Here is a 17,169-nt window from a genome sequence, read left to right as displayed (position 1 = left end):
CAGGCGACAGGCACATAACGGAGAGAAATCATGTTTGAACCTATGGAATTAACCAATGACGCGGTGATTAAAGTCATCGGCGTCGGCGGGGGCGGCGGCAATGCCGTAGAGCACATGGTACGCGAGCGTATCGAAGGTGTGGAATTCTTCGCTGTTAACACGGACGCGCAAACGTTGCGTAAAACAGCAGTCGGCCAGACTATCCAGATCGGTAATAACATTACTAAAGGTCTGGGTGCGGGTGCGAACCCGGAAGTGGGTCGTAACTCTGCAGAAGAAGATCGCGAAGCACTGCGTTCTGCGCTGGAAGGGGCAGACATGGTGTTTATTGCTGCAGGCATGGGCGGCGGTACCGGAACCGGTGCTGCGCCAGTGGTTGCTGAAGTCGCAAAAGATTTGGGTATCCTGACCGTTGCGGTAGTAACTAAGCCTTTTAATTTTGAAGGCAAAAAGCGCATGGCATTTGCCGAGCAGGGTATCGCTGAGCTGTCTAAGCATGTCGATTCACTGATTACTATTCCTAACGACAAGCTGTTGAAAGTGTTGGGTCGCGGTATTTCACTGCTTGACGCGTTCGGCGCTGCCAATGACGTCCTGAAGGGCGCAGTGCAGGGTATCGCGGAACTGATTACGCGTCCGGGCCTGATGAACGTTGACTTTGCTGACGTGCGTACCGTGATGTCTGAAATGGGTTACGCCATGATGGGTTCTGGCGTGGCATGTGGTGAAGACCGCGCTGAAGAAGCAGCCGAAATGGCAATTTCCAGCCCGCTGCTGGAAGACATCGACCTGTCTGGCGCACGTGGCGTGCTGGTTAACATCACGGCAGGCTTTGATCTGCGTCTGGATGAGTTTGAAACCGTGGGTAACACTATCCGCGCCTTCGCCTCTGACAATGCAACCGTGGTGATCGGCACATCACTGGATCCAGAAATGAATGACGAACTGCGCGTCACTGTGGTGGCAACCGGTATCGGCATGGACAAACGTCCAGAAATTACGCTGGTGACCAACAAGCCTGCCAGCCAACCGGTTATGGATCATCGCTATCAGCAGCACGGCATGTCGCCGCTGCCGCAGGAGCAAAAACCGGCTGCGAAGGTAGTTAATGACCAGACTTCGCAATCTAATAAAGAACCTGATTACCTTGATATTCCAGCCTTTTTGCGTAAGCAGGCTGATTAAGAATATCCCTATTATTGGGAATCTCCGTTCTTTGTGCTAAAGTATCCACCCGCTGGTAAAGTATACTAGCGGTTGGAAAGGTAATATTGCGAGATAATACGATGATCAAACAAAGGACATTAAAACGTATTGTTCAGGCGACAGGTGTCGGTTTGCATACCGGCAAGAAAGTCACACTGACATTGCGCCCTGCGTCGGCTAATACCGGGGTCATCTATCGTCGCACCGACTTGAATCCACCGGTTGATTTCCCGGCTGATGCAAAATACGTGCGCGACACCATGCTAAGTACTTGCCTGGTGAATGATGACGGCGTGCGTATTTCAACGGTTGAACACCTGAATGCTGCTCTGGCGGGATTAGGTATCGACAACATTATTGTTGAAGTTGATGTGCCAGAAATCCCGATCATGGACGGCAGCGCTGCACCGTTCATCTATTTGCTGATGGATGCAGGTATCGAACAACTGAACAGTGCGAAGAAATTCGTACGTGTTAAGCAAACTGTCCGGGTTGAAGATGGCGATAAATGGGCCGAGATCAAGCCTTACAATGGCTTCTCGCTTGACTTCACTATCGACTTTAATCATCCGGCAATCGATTCCAGCTCTCAGCGTTATCAGATGAAGTTTTCTGCTGATGCGTTTGTTCGCCAAATCAGCCGTGCGCGTACATTTGGCTTTATGCGTGAGATCGAATATCTGCAGTCTAAAGGCCTGTGCCTGGGCGGTAGTTTAGATTGTGCGATAGGTCTGGATGATTTCCGCGTCCTGAATGAAGACGGCCTGCGTTTTGAAGATGAATTCGTTCGTCACAAAATGTTAGATGCAATTGGCGACCTGTTTATGTGTGGCCACAATATTATTGGCGCGTTTACCGCGTTCAAATCTGGTCACGCATTGAATAACAAGCTGCTACAAGCTGTTTTGGCTAAGCAAGAAGCCTGGGAATGGGCAACTTTCGAAGACGAAGCGGAATTGCCGCTGGCATTCAAAGCACCGAATCTGGTTCTGGCTTAATTACCTCAGAACATCTGAAACGGCTGGCTATGCTGACACTCTCTCCGGTCAGCGGCGTCAGCCGTTTTTTAATGCCTCGCTGTTATCTGCATGACGTTGCGACGTTGCTCGCAAACAAATGTTCCAGTTGTTGAATTGCTAAACAAACAGCTGCGTTTTATTCCAGAGCCACTTTAAACCCAGGTGTAGACACGCCACATTAATGATACTATCTCAGGCGTTTTTACAGGCTTAACACCACTGCATTTCGCAGTTAATAAATAATCATGGATGCGCAAGGCAAGCCTTGGGCGATGGAAAGGTTGTGATCGGAATTCTTTTACGCTGGCGACAATTAGGCAGACGCTATTTCTGGCCTCATCTCCTGTTGGGGATGGTGGCGGCCAGTCTTGGCTTACCGGCGAGCGCACAGAATTCTGACCTTAACGTCTCATCAGACTCACCAGCCAGTAGTTTGTTTATTGGCAATGCTGCCCGCTTCGATCACCTGATTCGCTTACAGGAAGCGGCAAGACGCCCTAATTTTACGGTCGATTACTGGCATCAACATGCTATTCGCACCGTCATTCGTCATCTCTCTTTTACGCTAACGCCACAGGCGCAGGCTGATGAACCGGGCGAATTACCGTTGGCGGCTCAAAAGCTGGCGTTGATTGACTCCCTTCATGCTTTGCTGACTTCCCACGCTGCACTACGCGTTGCGCCGCAGGAAAAATATTTAAAACCTCATCCCGCTGCCCAGACGTTTGCCTGTATTGAGCGACACGTTAAAGCAAACGGCATCCGCGCCGGACCCTTCTTGCTCTAAACTTTTTGGTTACTTCACTCTTTTAGTTTTCGCAGCCCGTGATGTCACGGCTGAATTGAGAATATATTTATTATGTTAATTAAAATGTTGACCAAGGTTTTTGGTAGCAGCAATGATCGTACTTTGCGTCGTATGCGCAAAGCTGTTGATGTCATCAATAAGATGGAACCGGATTTCGAAAAGCTTTCTGATGATGAGCTCAAGGGTAAAACTGACCTGTTTCGCGAGCGCCTGAAAAAAGGTGAAACGCTGGAAAGCCTGATTCCTGAAGCCTTTGCGACGGTGCGTGAAGCGAATAAGCGTGTATTCGGCATGCGTCATTTCGACGTTCAGTTGATTGGCGGCATGGTATTAAATGACCGCTGTATCGCGGAGATGCGTACGGGTGAAGGTAAAACCCTGACGGCAACGTTGCCCGCCTATCTCAATGCCTTAACCGGTAAAGGCGTCCACGTGGTTACCGTGAACGACTATCTGGCCCAGCGCGATGCGGAAAACAACCGCCCTCTGTTCGAATTCCTTGGCTTGTCGATTGGTATCAATCTGCCAGGTATGCCTGCTCCCGCTAAGCGCGAGGCCTATGCCGCCGATATTACATACGGCACTAACAACGAATACGGCTTCGACTACCTGCGCGATAACATGGCGTTCAGCCCGGAAGAGCGTGTGCAACGTAAACTGCATTACGCTTTAGTGGATGAAGTTGACTCCATTTTGATCGACGAAGCGCGTACACCGCTGATCATCTCTGGTCCTGCTGAAGACAGTTCTGACCTGTATATTAAGGTCGATAAAATTATTCCGCATCTGATTCGCCAGGATAAAGAAGATTCCGACACCTTTCAGGGTAAAGGGGATTTTTGGGTGGATGAAAAAGCGCGTCAGGCCCACATGTCTGAACGTGGTCTGGTTAAAGTAGAAGAGCTGCTGGTTAGCCAGGGCATCATGGACGAAGGCGAGTCCCTGTATTCGCCAACGAACATCATGCTGATGCACCATGTCACCGCTGCGCTGCGTGCTCATGCGTTATTCACCCGTGATGTGGATTACATCGTAAAAGACGGTGAAGTGGTGATCGTTGATGAGCATACCGGACGAACTATGCAAGGTCGTCGCTGGTCTGATGGCCTGCATCAGGCGATTGAAGCGAAAGAAGGCGTGGAAATTCAGAATGAAAACCAGACGCTGGCCTCGATCACTTTCCAGAACTATTTCCGTATTTACGAAAAACTCGCCGGTATGACCGGCACCGCCGACACTGAAGCCTTTGAATTCAGTTCGATTTATAAGCTGGATACGATTGTGGTGCCTACTAACCGGCCGATGGTGCGTAAGGATCTGCCTGATCTGGTCTATATGACGGAGAAAGAGAAGATTGACGCGATCATCGAAGATATTCGCGAGCGTACCGCGAACGGACAACCGGTGCTGGTGGGTACGATTTCGATTGAAAAATCAGAAGTGGTATCAAATGAGCTGACGCGTGCGGGTATCAGGCACAATGTATTGAACGCCAAATTCCATGCCCGCGAAGCAGACATCGTAGCGCAAGCAGGCCAGCCTGGCTCGGTAACGATTGCCACCAACATGGCGGGTCGTGGTACTGACATCATGCTGGGCGGTAGCTGGCATGCTGAAGTTGCCGAACTCGAAGCGCCCAGCGAAGCGCAAATCGAAGAGATTAAAGCTGCGTGGCAGGTCCGTCACGATGCGGTTCTCGCTTCAGGTGGTTTACATATCGTAGGGACAGAGCGTCACGAATCACGTCGTATCGACAATCAGCTACGTGGGCGTGCCGGCCGTCAGGGTGATGCCGGTTCATCGCGTTTCTATTTGTCGATGGAAGATGCGCTGATGCGTATTTTCGCCTCGGATCGCGTTTCGAATATGATGCGTAAACTCGGCATGAAGCCGGGTGAAGCCATTGAGCATCCGTGGGTCACCAAAGCCATTGCCAATGCCCAGCGCAAAGTTGAGAGTCGCAACTTCGATATTCGTAAGCAATTACTCGAATATGATGATGTAGCTAATGACCAGCGTCGCGCTATTTACAGCCAACGTAATGAATTACTGGATGTTTCTGATGTAAGCGAAACCATCAATAGCATTCGCCAGGATGTCTATAAAACCACCATCGACACCTATATCCCGCCACAATCGCTTGAGGAAATGTGGGATGTACCTGGGTTGGAAGAGCGTTTGCGCAATGATTTTGATCTGGATCTGCCCATCGCAGAGTGGCTGGACAAAGAGCCGGATCTGCATGAAGAAACGTTACGCGAACGTATCATGGAGCAGGCAATGGTCGGCTACGCCGCTAAAGAAGAGGCGGTTGGCGCTGAAACGATGCGTAGTTTTGAGAAAGGCGTTATGTTGCAAACGCTGGATTCACTGTGGAAAGAACATCTGGCAGCAATGGATTATTTGCGTCAGGGTATCCATTTACGTGGGTACGCGCAGAAAGATCCCAAGCAGGAATACAAACGTGAATCTTTCGCTATGTTTGCAGCGATGCTGGAATCACTGAAATATGAAGTGATCAGTACGCTGAGCAAGGTTCAGGTGCGCATGCCGGAAGAGATCGAGGCGATGGAGCAGCAGCGTCGTGAAGAAGCCGAGCGTCTGGCACAACAGCAACAGCTGAGTCACGTTGATGATGAAAGCTTAGCCGCAGAAGCGTTAGCGCAGCAAGGCGGCGAACGTAAAGTTGGCCGTAATGACCCTTGTCCTTGCGGCTCAGGTAAAAAGTACAAACAGTGTCATGGTCGTCTGGCCTGATCAATCCGAAGCAAAAAAGGAGCCACTGGCTCCTTTTTTTGGTCAGGTGATTACTGCAAGCTGCATTATACAGCGTCGGCAAACAGCACATCTTCTTTAAACCTGACGTTGTGACAGGACAAATCACCCGATAAAGTGAAAACCCAGCGGGACGGCCTGTTCCGCGTGATCGCATCTGGGGCGCTAAAGCGATTAACTTCCTTTAAGCCATGTTTTAAAATCGGCATTCATTCAGCCATAACCACTGGATATTACTCATGAAGCATTTGCAGGTCGCAGTAGGTATTATTCGCGACGCCGATAAACAAATTTTCCTTGCCCAGCGTGCAGCGACCTCATACATGGCCAATAAGTGGGAATTTCCCGGCGGTAAAATTGAGGCGGGAGAAAGCGCCGAACAGGGTTTGGTTCGTGAATTACTGGAAGAAACCGGCATTGAAGTCACCGAGGCCCGGGCGATTGGCGAGGCCGATCATACGTATGACGATCTTCGCGTGACGTTGCATTTCTTTCTGGTTGAAGGCTGGAAAGGGGAGCCCTGGGGACGCGAAGGGCAGCCGCAGCGCTGGGTTGCGCAGCATGCGCTAGTCGCAGAAGAGTTTCCTCCCGCTAACCATCAGCTCATTGCGCGGCTTATTGCAGGTGAATTTTAAAAACGGGGCGTATTGCCCCACTTAATGCTTAACGGTCTTCTTCGCTCCAGTCATCACTGTCGTTCAGATCACTACTGCTGGGAATGCGTTTCTCTTCGGTAGCCCATTCACCTAAATCGATTAGCTGACAGCGTTTGCTGCAAAAAGGCCGCCACGGGCTCAGTTCATCCCAGATGACATCTTTGCCGCATTGTGGGCATTTAACGGTAAGGATTTCTTGCTGCATTTTCACCTCTAACAACAGGCCAGTTGAAAATTAAGTCTTGCTGGCACTTCGCCGCGATCGCTGTCGAACGGCATAAAACGGATGGCATAACGGTTTTTATGACCAGAAACTTGCGGATAAAGCGAATCGTTCAGCTGTAGCTGCAAACGCAGTAAGTCCGCGCCTTCGGCATTATCCTGATAAAAACCGTTCAGGCTGGTTTGATTGCGAAACGCACCTGACTGGCGAATCAAATCCAGAATAATTGCCAGCGAGCTATACAATGGCGCCAGTGTATCAAGCCAGGCGCTCACCTGCTTATCACGTATTTCCTGCGGCTGATGGAGCCAGATGTACAGACTGGGTAAGTCAAAGCTGCAACAGCCGCCGGGAATACTTAAACGCTGACGGACCAAACCGATCAGACGATCTTCGCGCAGCTGTTGCCCCATGCGTGGCGCGTTCATTAGCTGGCTTGATTGCGCTTTTAATTTGTCGCGCAATACTTCTACCAGCGTCATGTCGACGCCCGGCACATCAGCCCAGGCGCGCAATTTTTGCTGTTGCCGCTCCAGCTCTTTCAGCAATTCAGTACGTATATCGCCGCGCTCAAAAATATCGAGCAATTCACTAATCAGGCGAAAGAAATTTAGTGCATTTGCGGTATTACTGAGCGGTACAATTTCCTGCAACTGATTCATCAGAAATTCAACACGTAACCAGGTACGCATTTTTTCATTCAGGGGATATTCAAAAAGAACGATTGTACTCATATTGTTAATCCTGTTGCGTTGCCGCTAACGCCAGATAGCGTTGATGGAGTTCGGCAATCTGCGGCAGCGTATCTTTAGGCGCGCCACTATTATCAATGATGTCATCAGCGCAGGCGAGGCGCTGTTGGCGCGTGGCCTGCGCTGAAAGAATAAGTTGGGCCTGCGTTAGCGAGATGTTATCTCGCAGTTGGGTGCGTTCCAGCTGTGTCGCTTCGTCAACATCAACCACTAATATGCGATCGGCTTGATGCTGTAGCTGATTTTCCACCAGCAGCGGCACTACCCATAAAACGTAAGGCGAGCTGGCTTCAGCTTTAAGCTGCTGCGTGCGGGCATTAATCAATGGATGTAGCAGATGGTTTAACCAGGCCTTCTCTTCTGGCGACTGAAAAATAATTTCGCGTAAACGGGCGCGAAAAAGCGAGCCTTGCTCCGTGAGCATCCACTTACCGTGACGTTCCACAATGGCCTGCAAAGCGGACGAACCAGGTTCAACGACTTCGCGCGCAATGACATCAGCATCAATAATTGTCACGCCCAGCGCCGCAAAACCATGGGCAATCGTACTTTTCCCGCTGCCGATACCACCGGTCAGCGCTACGGTATAAGGCATAAGGTTCTCTCAATCACGCTTTAAGCGGCTGAATAATCGTTAAGTTCTGATATTAAAACGCAAAAGTGCGCGTCAGATCACTTTCGTGTTTTTCAGCTAAATTTATCGGATTGTAGCTTAAATAAAGTGAAATTCGCAGTCTTGCGGCAGGATGATTAGCGCGTATCATCACACCACTGGAGCCGTGCTTGCTTCACGAACTGCGGTTCGTTGCCACTAACCAGGACACTATTTATGCGTATCGAAGAAGATTTAAAACTGGGCTTTAAAGATGTATTAATCCGCCCTAAGCGTTCTACCCTGAAGAGTCGCTCCCAGGTTGAGCTGGAGCGCAGCTTTACCTTCAAACATTCTGGTCTGAACTGGAGCGGTGTGCCGGTTATCGCTGCCAACATGGATACTGTGGGTACTTTTCTGATGGCAGAAGCGCTGGCCAGCTTCAGTATCCTGACTGCGGTTCACAAACATTACAGCGTGGATGACTGGCGTGCGTTTATTCAGCGCGTTCCCGTTTCTGTGCTGAAGTCCGTCATGGTTTCAACCGGCACTTCTGACGCTGATCTTAACAAGCTCATCGCCATCATGGCTCTCTCTGATGATCTGCAATTTATCTGCATTGATGTTGCCAATGGTTATTCCGAACACTTTGTCGAATTTTTACAACGTGCGCGTGAAGCCTTTCCCGGCAAAACGATTTGCGCAGGTAATGTGGTAACAGGCGAAATGGTCGAAGAGCTTATCCTTTCTGGTGCGGATATTGTCAAAGTTGGCATTGGCCCCGGCTCCGTTTGCACCACGCGCGTGAAAACGGGCGTGGGCTATCCGCAGCTCTCTGCGGTGATTGAATGCGCTGACGCCGCGCATGGCCTGAGTGGGCAAATTGTCAGTGATGGCGGCTGCGCGGTGCCGGGCGACATTGCTAAAGCCTTTGGCGGAGGCGCAGATTTCGTCATGCTAGGGGGTATGCTCGCCGCACACGACGAATGTGAAGGTAGCGTAGTGGAAGAGAACGGTGAAAAATTCATGCTGTTTTATGGTATGAGTTCTGAATCCGCCATGAAGCGTCATGTTGGCGGCGTGGCCGGTTATCGTGCAGCTGAAGGTAAAACAGTGAAATTGCCGTTGCGCGGGCCGGTTGAAGAAACGGCACGCGATATTCTTGGTGGTCTCCGTTCTGCCTGTACGTATGTCGGGGCTGAGCGTTTGAAAGAGCTGACTAAGCGCACCACCTTCATTCGCGTTGCCGAGCAAGAAAATCGGGTATTCAACCGCTGATGCAACAGGGCGCGGTATCGCCAGCGCGCCCTTAATGCATGGCATCTCCTAAACCAAATACCGGCAAATACATGGCAATGACCAGCGTGCCAACGATTCCGCCAATAATTACCATCATCATCGGCTCCAGTGACGCAGACAGACTGTCGGCGCGAGACAGGGTTTGTCCTTCATGCCACTCAGCGAGACGCGCCAGCATCACGTCTAATGCGCCAGCTTCTTCACCGACTCGCACCAGTTGACAACACAATGCAGTAAAAAGTGGATGCGTGTTCAGTGCCTGATGCAGCGGTTTTCCTTGCGCGATGTGATATTGCAATTCGGTAATGGCCTCGCGCCATATTATTGAAGAAAGCGTCATCTGCACCGCTTCTAATCCTTGCAGTAATGTCAGCCCGGCTTGCTGCGTTAGCTGTAGAATAGTGTAGATCTGCGTAAGCTGGCTACCGCGCCATAAGCCAGCAAGTAAGGGAATGCGTAATAACAGTCGCTGTTCATAACGTTGCCAGTCGGTTGACCGACAATGCAACTGTTGCCCGCCCAAAAACATCAGCACCATCAAAAAAGCCAGCTGCAAGCCCCATGTCTGTAGCCCCGCAGAAAGTTGCATTACAGCGGCGGTAAACACAGGAAGGGGAGCGTCAAAGGCTGCATAAACGGAAACGAATTCCGGTAACACAAAAAGCAACATACCGCAGGAAACAGCGATAGCCACCAGTAAGATAAACAGAGGGTAACGTAGCGCTTTTATTACCTTATTCCACAGGTGTTGCTGCCGTGCCTGTTGTTGCGCCAGCTGCTCGCAACAGACATCCAGCTGACCGGTTAATTCCCCCACCTCCATAAGCGCAGAATAAAGAGGTGGAAAAATTTGTGGCCATTGCCGCAATGCCTGCGAAAAGGGTTCGCCTGATAGTACGTGCTGTTGCAGCGCCGATAACAGAGCCTGCCAGCCCTTATGCGGATGACCTTCAGCGAGCAGCGATAACCCTTCCGAAAGGGGCAGTCCCGCTTTCAGCAAAGTCGCAAGTTGCCGTATCAGATCAATTTTCTGCTGCCATTTCCAGTCACGCTGGCGCCAGACCTTATCCCGTTTCCAGTTGACTGGCAGCAGGCCGCATTCAGCCAGGCTCACAACCAGCCGATCGCTATTTAACGCCAGACTTTTGCCGCTTTGCAATTCGCCTTTGCTGTCTACCGCTTGCCAGCTGAATAAACACAGATTAGCCATCGTCCAGTCCTATCACGCGCTGCATTTCCTCCAGCGAAGTATCACCCCGGCTGACAGCTTCCAGGCCGGCAGCCAGCAGCGTTCGCATTCCCTGCTGTTTTGCCAGAGCGAGCAGGCTGTCGAGCGGCATTTCCGCAGCAATAGCATTTTGTAATTTCGCGGTGACCGGTAACAGTTCAAACAGCGCCAGCCGACCAAAATAGCCGGAAAAGCAGTGATCGCAGCCAGGGGCTCGCCAGGTTTGTAGGGTTCCAGGCCAAAGCTCAGCCGGATAGTGAGCGACGGCTTGTGCCGGCTGGCGACAGTGTGGACACAAACGTCTGACTAAACGCTGTGCAATAATCAAACGCAAGGCAGGTCCCAGCAGGTAACCGGGAATGCCCATCTGATGTAACCGCGTCAGTGTTTCTGCCGTAGAATTCGTATGCAGCGTCGATAAAACCAGATGCCCGGTTTGTGCTGCCTTCACAGCGATTTCTGCCGTTTCCGCATCACGAATTTCGCCCACCATGATTACATCGGGATCCTGACGCAACAAGGCACGCAGCACGCGATTAAAATCGAGGCCACACTTTGGATTGATCTGCGTTTGGTTAATGCCGGGCAGTGGAATTTCAATCGGATCTTCCACGCTACACAGATTTCTTTCTGGCTTATTGAGCGCACTTAATCCGCTGTAAAGCGTAAAGGTTTTGCCGCTACCGGTTGGGCCAGTCACCAGAATCAAACCCTGCGGCTGCGCCAGTGCAGCGGACAAAAGCCGCAGCTGGTTGGCCGGTAACCCCAGTTTTTCCAGAGATAAAGCAGCGCCTTCGCTTTGCAGCAGACGAATGACCGCCTTTTCCCCATGCTGGATCGGCAACGTAGACAGGCGGAATGACGCAGGTTTACCTTTAAGTTCCAGACTAAATTGTCCGTCTTGTGGTAAGCGGCGCTCAGCGGTATCCAGCCCACCCAGAATTTTCAGCCTGGCTAATAGCGCGGCAGGTTGTGCGTCTGGCAGTGAGGAGAGCGGCTGCAGCACACCATCAATGCGTAATCTTATCCGTAAGCCGTGTTGTAACGGTTCGATATGGATGTCTGAGGCACGACGTTGCAGCGCCTGGCACAAAATCTGCTGGGTTGCTTCAATAGCGGATTCAGTGGGGGCGGTTTCCTGGGCCACTGAGGGTTGCCCACCATGCCGGAAGTGATCCATCCGTGCCTGTGGCCAGCTTTCGATTTCAATCTGGCATTGACTGGCAAAGTGCAGCGCTTCAGCAAGGCCAGCAGGAATAGGGTCAGCAACGGCGATGCGTAGTTGTGTGGCATCGTGATGCAAAACGATGGCCTGATAACGCTGGCACAGTAAAGCTATTGCATCCTCAGGCTTTTTCATCGCTGGCTCCCTTATCAGCGAAGCGGAACTGTTCCAGACAGTTATTTTGCAGGCTGCTATTGTTGCTGATACAACTGCGCTGCCAGCTGATGCCGCCTTCGGTGCTGTCCCAAACCGGCAGCATTTCCACACTCAGGCCGTTCAGGCTTTCCTGCCCCGTTAACGTGATATTACCGTTAGTCACGCTTACGGATGAAACATAGCGCGAGCCTTTTGCTAAAGGGATACCATGCTGTCCGGCCTGACATTGGCCTGGGCCACCGCGCTCAATGGCGCAGAGCTCTACCGCAGTCTTATAGGGGATCATCGTTTGTAGCATGTCGGTAAGTGCGGCGCGCTGAAGATAACTTTGATAGGCGGGCAGACCGATGGCGCTGAGAATGGCGACAATGCCGACCACAATCATCAATTCGATCAAAGTAAATCCACGTTGATCATTCATTCCATGCCTCCTGAATAATAAGAAGGCCACAGCCTAAAAATTTTACCGGCTAAGCGACAGCAGCCGATTCAGCGGATGGAAGATGTTACGCGGACAAGGAGAGCTATTGCAGATCAGAGCGCAACGTGATGGAACGCAGCTCGCAAAATGTGCCGGTCCAGAACCCCGGCACCGACATTTATTTTTGCTGGAAACGCATCGACAGATCGAGCGCACGGACATGTTTAGTCAATGCGCCCACCGAGACATAATCAACACCAGTTTGCGCGATTTGCGGCAGCGTGGTTTCGGTAACATTGCCAGAAACTTCAAGCAGCGCACGACCATCGGTAAGCCTGACGGCTTCACGCATGCCATCAAGGCTAAAATTATCCAGCATGACAATATCGGCAGAGGCATCCAGCGCCTGGCTTAACTCGTCTAGTGTCTCCACTTCGACTTCAACCGGTACGTCAGGATGTAGCCAAAAGGCTTTTTCAACTGCCTGGCGTATCGACCCGCTGGCGATGATATGGTTTTCTTTAATTAAAAACGCATCTGACAGCCCGAGACGATGATTGCTGCCGCCACCGCACAATACTGCATATTTCAGCGCAGTACGCAGGCCAGGCAAGGTTTTACGCGTATCCAGCAGCTGCGTCTGGCTACCTTTTAGCAACTTCACGTAACGGCTGACTTCGCTGGCTACGCCTGACAGTGTCTGCACAAAATTCAGCGCGGTGCGTTCGGCGGTAAGCAGCAGGCGAGCGGGCCCGTCAATTTCAAACAGCAGTTGATCAGGCATGACAGTTTGACCATCTTCTACATGCCAGGTCAGCGACGCGTGCGAACCCAGCTGGATAAACACTTCTTCAACCCAACGTTTACCACAGAAAACACCGGCTTCACGGGTAATAACCTGCGCATGGGTCAGGCTTTCAGCAGGCAGCAACTGCGCGGTAATATCGCGATCGCTATCAATATCGCCGCCCAGATCTTCCTGTAGAGCGCGTGCGACGGCTTCAGGTATATCGTTTTCGATGCGTTCAATCAGCGCCTGGCGGCGGCTGTCTGGATCATAACGACGCATGGACATAAGCGTTCTGCTCCAAAAAGGCCAAATGAATGTAGCGTCCACAATAGCCCGAAAGATTATCTCACGCCAGTCAGATGCGCAGCTTTGTTTAGTATCCTTAACTTACACCGATTATTCACCTTTACCGTGACGCATTAAGGCGCAAGAAGCCCTTTAAATTCATGCTATTCTCAGCCAGGTCTGGATAAGGGAGTCGGCATGAAAATTGAACAAGGTTGGCTAAGCGGCGTGCGTCAGGTGCCTTCTCCGCACTGCAACGATCGGCCTGATGAGGAAGTACCTTCGCTACTGATTATCCACAATATCAGCTTACCGCCGGGCGAATTTGGTGGACCGTGGATTGATCAGCTTTTTACGGGGGCCTTGCCTGCTGATGCGCATCCCTATTTTGCCGATATTGCGCACTTACGTGTGGCGGCGCATTGTTTAATTCGTCGTGATGGCGAAATCGTTCAATATGTGCCGTTTGATAAACGAGCCTGGCATGCGGGTGTCTCACAGTTTGAAGGACGTGATAACTGCAACGATTATTCGATTGGCATTGAGCTTGAGGGGACCGATGTTGAGCCGTACACCGAGGCGCAATATCAGTCATTACAACGGATTACGCAGTTATTGATGCAGAGTTATCCGCTTACACTATCGCGTATAACCGGACACAGCGATATTGCTCCGGAACGGAAAACCGATCCCGGTCCGGCCTTTGACTGGCATTATTATAAGCAGCTGTTAACGCGATAAAATTCTGAATGATTCGGAGTCTGTATGACGTTATTTACCTTGTTATTAGTTTTAGGCTGGGAACGCCTGTTTAAACTGGGCGAGCACTGGCAGCTCGATCACCGGCTTGAATCCGTTTTCCTTCATCGTCGGCATTTCTCAATGATACGTACGCTATTGATGATGGTACTGGCGATGGCAATTACTACGCTGGTGATATGGAGCCTGAAAGGGGTGCTGTTTGGCGTGGTGCAGTTGCTGTTTTGGATCATGACGGGATTGCTATGTATTGGTGCAGGCTCAGTGCGATTGCATTATCACAGCTATCTGAAAGCGGCCAGCCATGATGATGCTGCGGCGCATCAGGCGATGGCGGCTGAATTAACCCTGATCCACGGCGTGCCGGTTGAATGCAGTGAGCGCGAATATCTCCGTGAACTGCAAAACGCGCTGATCTGGATTAACTTTCGTTTTTACCTTGCGCCGCTGTTTTGGTTCGTGATCGGGGGGCCGTGGGGACCCGTTTTGCTGGTGGGTTACGCGTTTCTACGGGCCTGGCAAAGCTGGCTGGCGAAGCATCAAACGCCAATAGCGCGAGCACAATCAGGTGTAGATGGCATTTTGCACGTGGTGGACTGGGTTCCGGTCCGGCTGGCGGGTGTGGCCTATGCGCTGTTGGGTCATGGGGAAAAAGCATTGCCAGCCTGGTTTGCCTCGCTCACCGATCGCCATCGCTCACAATATCAGGTGCTGACCAGCCTGGCGCAGTTCTCACTGGAACGCGATCCGCATACCGATAAAGTTGAAACGCCACGCATTGCGGTCGCGTTAGCGAAGCGTATTTCGCTGGTGTTGGTTGTGGTGGTCGCGCTGTTAACGATTTATGGCACGTTAGTGTAATCGGCAGGCGGTACGTCAGAATCAGGCGCACAGTCTTTTACGCCATTCGGCTAATCTCAGGCTTGCATGGCGTCTGGCGATCCATAACGGATCGCCTTCACGTTTAGTATGATTTCGGACACGGCACGCCAGCCCGTCGCATGCTTCCTCAACGCTAAATTCAGCCATTTCCGCCCATACGTATCGACAACAGACGCACAAAAAATTTAAACGGGAAGCGTGCCATTCCCGTTTATTCTGAACTGACGGTTCATCTTCCTGAGTCAGAAACCGACAAATTATTTATTATTTTGTAGGGACGCCAGCCACTGCCTGAAGGTATGTAAGTTCCGGTAGATAGGTTCGTCTTGCTCCAGTGCTCTGGCCATATCTTTTGTTTGATACTGCATCCAGTATTTATCGAACTCAGCTTCGCCATTGGCTCCGTACTCTCTAAAAAACAGGCCCTCTTCATTTAACAGTCGTCGAACAAGGGTTTCAGAGCCAATATTTTTGGTATTGCCACTTCCGGGCCTGTCCACAGCCAGTCGCCATTTTTCCTGGACAAAGAATTCAAAATTCCGCGCAACAGAAACGATGCTTTCAAAATTATCTAAATTGTATGACTCTAGCTCATCAACTAAATACGAATCTATTTCCAGTCGATAATCGGCTACATCTTCATGGTAAGCACCAGTCAGCAATTCCCAGTTTTCATCGCTTGCATTATTCATGTATGTTATCAGAAGTTTACGTTTGGCTGCGGTTAGCTTAAAGCCCTGCGCCGTGAGTAACTGGGTTATGCTGTCAATATCACTACGTGAATAAATAACGCCTAAAACATAGTGTTTTTCATAATGTTCGTAGGGAAAGAGCGCATTTTTATAAGATGAGCGGTTTCTAAAATAGCCCGTAAAAGCGCCTAAAGTCATACCATTAACGGAATTCTCAGTGATTCTGTAAGAACCTATCCCAAAAGGAATTGTCAGATCGTAAATAATGGCAATTTTTGAGGGCGAAGTATGGCGGGCAACAAGTGGCAGATCAGCGATGAACTCTGGGAGAAAATGGCTCCACTTCTCCCGGAACATAAAACCCACCATCCGCTGGGCACGCATCGTAGACGTGTTGATAATCGTGCCGCAATGAACGCCATTTTCTTTGTGCTCAGAACCGGTTGCCAATGGAATGCCCTGAATGCCACGGATATTTGCTCATCCAGCTCAGCCCACCGCCGCTTTCAGGAATGGCGGGATGCTGGAGTATTTGAACGCTTCTGGCAAAACGGGCTGCTTGCCTGCGAGAAGCGGGATGCCATTGACTGGTCATGGTTGTCGATGGATGGCTGCATGACAAAATCGCCCCTTGCAGGCTCAAAAAAACAGGTCGCAACCCGACTGACAGGGGGAAGCAGGGAGTAAAGCGGAGCCTGATGACCGACGGGAACGGGCTTCCGCTCTCGCTGGCTGTCGCAGGGGCAAATACCCACGACATAAAACTGGTTGAAGATACGCTGGACGCGCTACAGACCGGCAGGCCGGGTCGCAGGCTGCATCTGTGTATGGACAAAGGCTATGAGGCTGAATGGGTGGAAATTTGTTTGAAAGCTCGTCGTTATGAACCTCATATCCAGTCGGGGAAAGAGGAGTCTGAGGCAATTAAAAACAGCGAGTTCAGGGCTCATCGTTGGGTTGTGGAAAGAACGCATAGCTGGATGAATCGCTTTCGCCGCATACTGACGCGATGGGAGAAGAAAGTCGAAAACTACGAGGCGATGCTGCATTTTGCTTGCAGCATCATTGTCTGGAATAAAATCCTTTTGGGATAGGTTCTAAGTTGTCTTTAAATCAATCGCATACTTTTTGCCTTCTGAATCTATAAAGGTCACATCAGGATAATAGTTTTGATGGGGAGGGAGCCTGATCGTTAAGTTATTTTTCCTGGCAAACTCCAGCAGGTGAGGAAATATCATAATTTCTAAAACTTTCGATATGACCTTGGTGTCAGTGGTAATAGAGTAAATATTTCTGTAAGTATCAATAAATCCTTTCACAGACCAGTCTTTACTCCCTGGGACTGTTAAAGCATTTTTTAAGTGTGGTAAGAAATTTATAAGCTTTTGATGAAAATCCATT

General features: G+C 50.6%; 17 protein-coding genes and 1 pseudogene. 9 read left to right on the top strand and 9 right to left on the bottom strand.

Annotated elements, in window-relative coordinates; genetic code table 11:
* Positions 1-30 precede the first annotated feature (30 nt).
* From ftsZ to mutT, 5 genes are all read left to right on the top strand, one after another.
* Positions 31-1,185, top strand: a complete 1,155-nt coding sequence (gene ftsZ / locus H2P46_RS03470; RefSeq protein ID WP_193403802.1) for a cell division protein FtsZ — start codon at positions 31-33, stop codon at positions 1,183-1,185.
* A 101-nt stretch (positions 1,186-1,286) separates the two neighbouring features.
* Complete coding sequence (lpxC, locus tag H2P46_RS03465) at positions 1,287-2,204, top strand: UDP-3-O-acyl-N-acetylglucosamine deacetylase (RefSeq protein WP_193403801.1); 918 nt, start codon at positions 1,287-1,289, stop codon at positions 2,202-2,204.
* A 304-nt stretch (positions 2,205-2,508) separates the two neighbouring features.
* Positions 2,509-3,012, top strand: coding sequence for a secA translation cis-regulator SecM (gene secM / locus H2P46_RS03460; RefSeq protein WP_289776651.1), 504 nt, complete (start codon positions 2,509-2,511; stop codon positions 3,010-3,012).
* Positions 3,013-3,084: 72 nt separating this feature from the next.
* A complete protein-coding gene (secA, locus tag H2P46_RS03455) occupies positions 3,085-5,790 on the top strand; it encodes a preprotein translocase subunit SecA (protein ID WP_193403799.1) in 2,706 nt (901 codons plus the stop codon).
* A gap of 257 nt (positions 5,791-6,047) precedes the next feature.
* Complete coding sequence (mutT, locus tag H2P46_RS03450; RefSeq protein ID WP_193403798.1) at positions 6,048-6,443, top strand: 8-oxo-dGTP diphosphatase MutT; 396 nt, start codon at positions 6,048-6,050, stop codon at positions 6,441-6,443.
* A gap of 28 nt (positions 6,444-6,471) precedes the next feature.
* Here mutT and yacG read toward each other — a convergent pair whose 3' ends face one another.
* The 3 genes from yacG to coaE are packed head-to-tail and all read right to left on the bottom strand — an operon-like array spanning position 6,472 to position 8,034.
* Positions 6,472-6,669 (bottom strand): DNA gyrase inhibitor YacG, encoded by a 198-nt coding sequence (gene yacG, locus H2P46_RS03445; RefSeq protein ID WP_193403944.1) that lies wholly within the window; start codon positions 6,667-6,669, stop codon positions 6,472-6,474.
* Positions 6,670-6,677: 8 nt separating this feature from the next.
* Positions 6,678-7,421, bottom strand: a complete 744-nt coding sequence (zapD, locus tag H2P46_RS03440) for a cell division protein ZapD (protein ID WP_193403797.1) — start codon at positions 7,419-7,421, stop codon at positions 6,678-6,680.
* Positions 7,422-7,425: 4 nt separating this feature from the next.
* Positions 7,426-8,034 (bottom strand): dephospho-CoA kinase, encoded by a 609-nt coding sequence (coaE, locus tag H2P46_RS03435; protein WP_193403796.1) that lies wholly within the window; start codon positions 8,032-8,034, stop codon positions 7,426-7,428.
* Positions 8,035-8,268: 234 nt separating this feature from the next.
* Between coaE and H2P46_RS03430 the strand changes: the two genes are divergently transcribed.
* Positions 8,269-9,309 (top strand): GMP reductase, encoded by a 1,041-nt coding sequence (locus tag H2P46_RS03430; protein WP_193403795.1) that lies wholly within the window; start codon positions 8,269-8,271, stop codon positions 9,307-9,309.
* A gap of 31 nt (positions 9,310-9,340) precedes the next feature.
* Here H2P46_RS03430 and hofC read toward each other — a convergent pair whose 3' ends face one another.
* From hofC to nadC, 4 genes are all read right to left on the bottom strand, one after another.
* Positions 9,341-10,540, bottom strand: coding sequence for a protein transport protein HofC (gene hofC / locus H2P46_RS03425; RefSeq protein WP_193403794.1), 1,200 nt, complete (start codon positions 10,538-10,540; stop codon positions 9,341-9,343).
* Complete coding sequence (gspE, locus tag H2P46_RS03420; protein ID WP_193403793.1) at positions 10,533-11,918, bottom strand: type II secretion system protein GspE; 1,386 nt, start codon at positions 11,916-11,918, stop codon at positions 10,533-10,535. The genes hofC and gspE overlap by 8 nt, the downstream gene beginning before the upstream one ends.
* A complete protein-coding gene (gene ppdD / locus H2P46_RS03415; protein WP_193403792.1) occupies positions 11,905-12,360 on the bottom strand; it encodes a prepilin peptidase-dependent pilin in 456 nt (151 codons plus the stop codon). The genes gspE and ppdD overlap by 14 nt, the downstream gene beginning before the upstream one ends.
* A gap of 178 nt (positions 12,361-12,538) precedes the next feature.
* Positions 12,539-13,435 (bottom strand): carboxylating nicotinate-nucleotide diphosphorylase, encoded by an 897-nt coding sequence (gene nadC, locus H2P46_RS03410; protein WP_193403791.1) that lies wholly within the window; start codon positions 13,433-13,435, stop codon positions 12,539-12,541.
* A gap of 198 nt (positions 13,436-13,633) precedes the next feature.
* On the opposite strand from nadC, the gene ampD reads away from it, so the two are divergent.
* Together ampD and ampE are read left to right on the top strand one after the other, a co-directional pair.
* Positions 13,634-14,176 (top strand): 1,6-anhydro-N-acetylmuramyl-L-alanine amidase AmpD, encoded by a 543-nt coding sequence (gene ampD / locus H2P46_RS03405; protein WP_193403790.1) that lies wholly within the window; start codon positions 13,634-13,636, stop codon positions 14,174-14,176.
* Positions 14,177-14,200: 24 nt separating this feature from the next.
* Positions 14,201-15,055: a beta-lactamase regulator AmpE gene (gene ampE / locus H2P46_RS03400; protein ID WP_193403789.1), complete on the top strand. Its 855-nt coding sequence runs from the start codon at positions 14,201-14,203 to the stop codon at positions 15,053-15,055.
* A gap of 278 nt (positions 15,056-15,333) precedes the next feature.
* On the opposite strand, the gene H2P46_RS03395 is transcribed toward ampE, so the two are convergent.
* The gene (locus H2P46_RS03395) at positions 15,334-16,125 is read right to left on the bottom strand and encodes a type II restriction endonuclease (protein ID WP_275092412.1); all 792 of its coding nucleotides are present in this window, start codon (positions 16,123-16,125) and stop codon (positions 15,334-15,336) included.
* Between H2P46_RS03395 and H2P46_RS03390 the strand changes: the two are divergent.
* Positions 16,057-16,862 (top strand): annotated as a pseudogene (locus H2P46_RS03390) (IS5 family transposase). The gene H2P46_RS03395 and the pseudogene H2P46_RS03390 sit on opposite strands and share 69 nt — an antisense overlap.
* Before the next feature lie 3 nt (positions 16,863-16,865).
* Here H2P46_RS03390 and H2P46_RS03385 read toward each other — a convergent pair.
* The gene (locus H2P46_RS03385; protein WP_193403787.1) at positions 16,866-17,168 is read right to left on the bottom strand and encodes a type II restriction endonuclease; all 303 of its coding nucleotides are present in this window, start codon (positions 17,166-17,168) and stop codon (positions 16,866-16,868) included.
* Between the last annotated feature and the right edge of the window lies 1 nt (position 17,169).

The sequence above is a fragment of the Mixta mediterraneensis genome (genome assembly GCF_014946725.1).
In the GTDB taxonomy this organism is placed as follows: Bacteria; Pseudomonadota; Gammaproteobacteria; order Enterobacterales; family Enterobacteriaceae; genus Pantoea; species Pantoea mediterraneensis.
The sequence above is the reverse complement of the archived record's forward strand: the minus strand, read 5'-3'. Positions and strand labels throughout refer to the sequence as shown.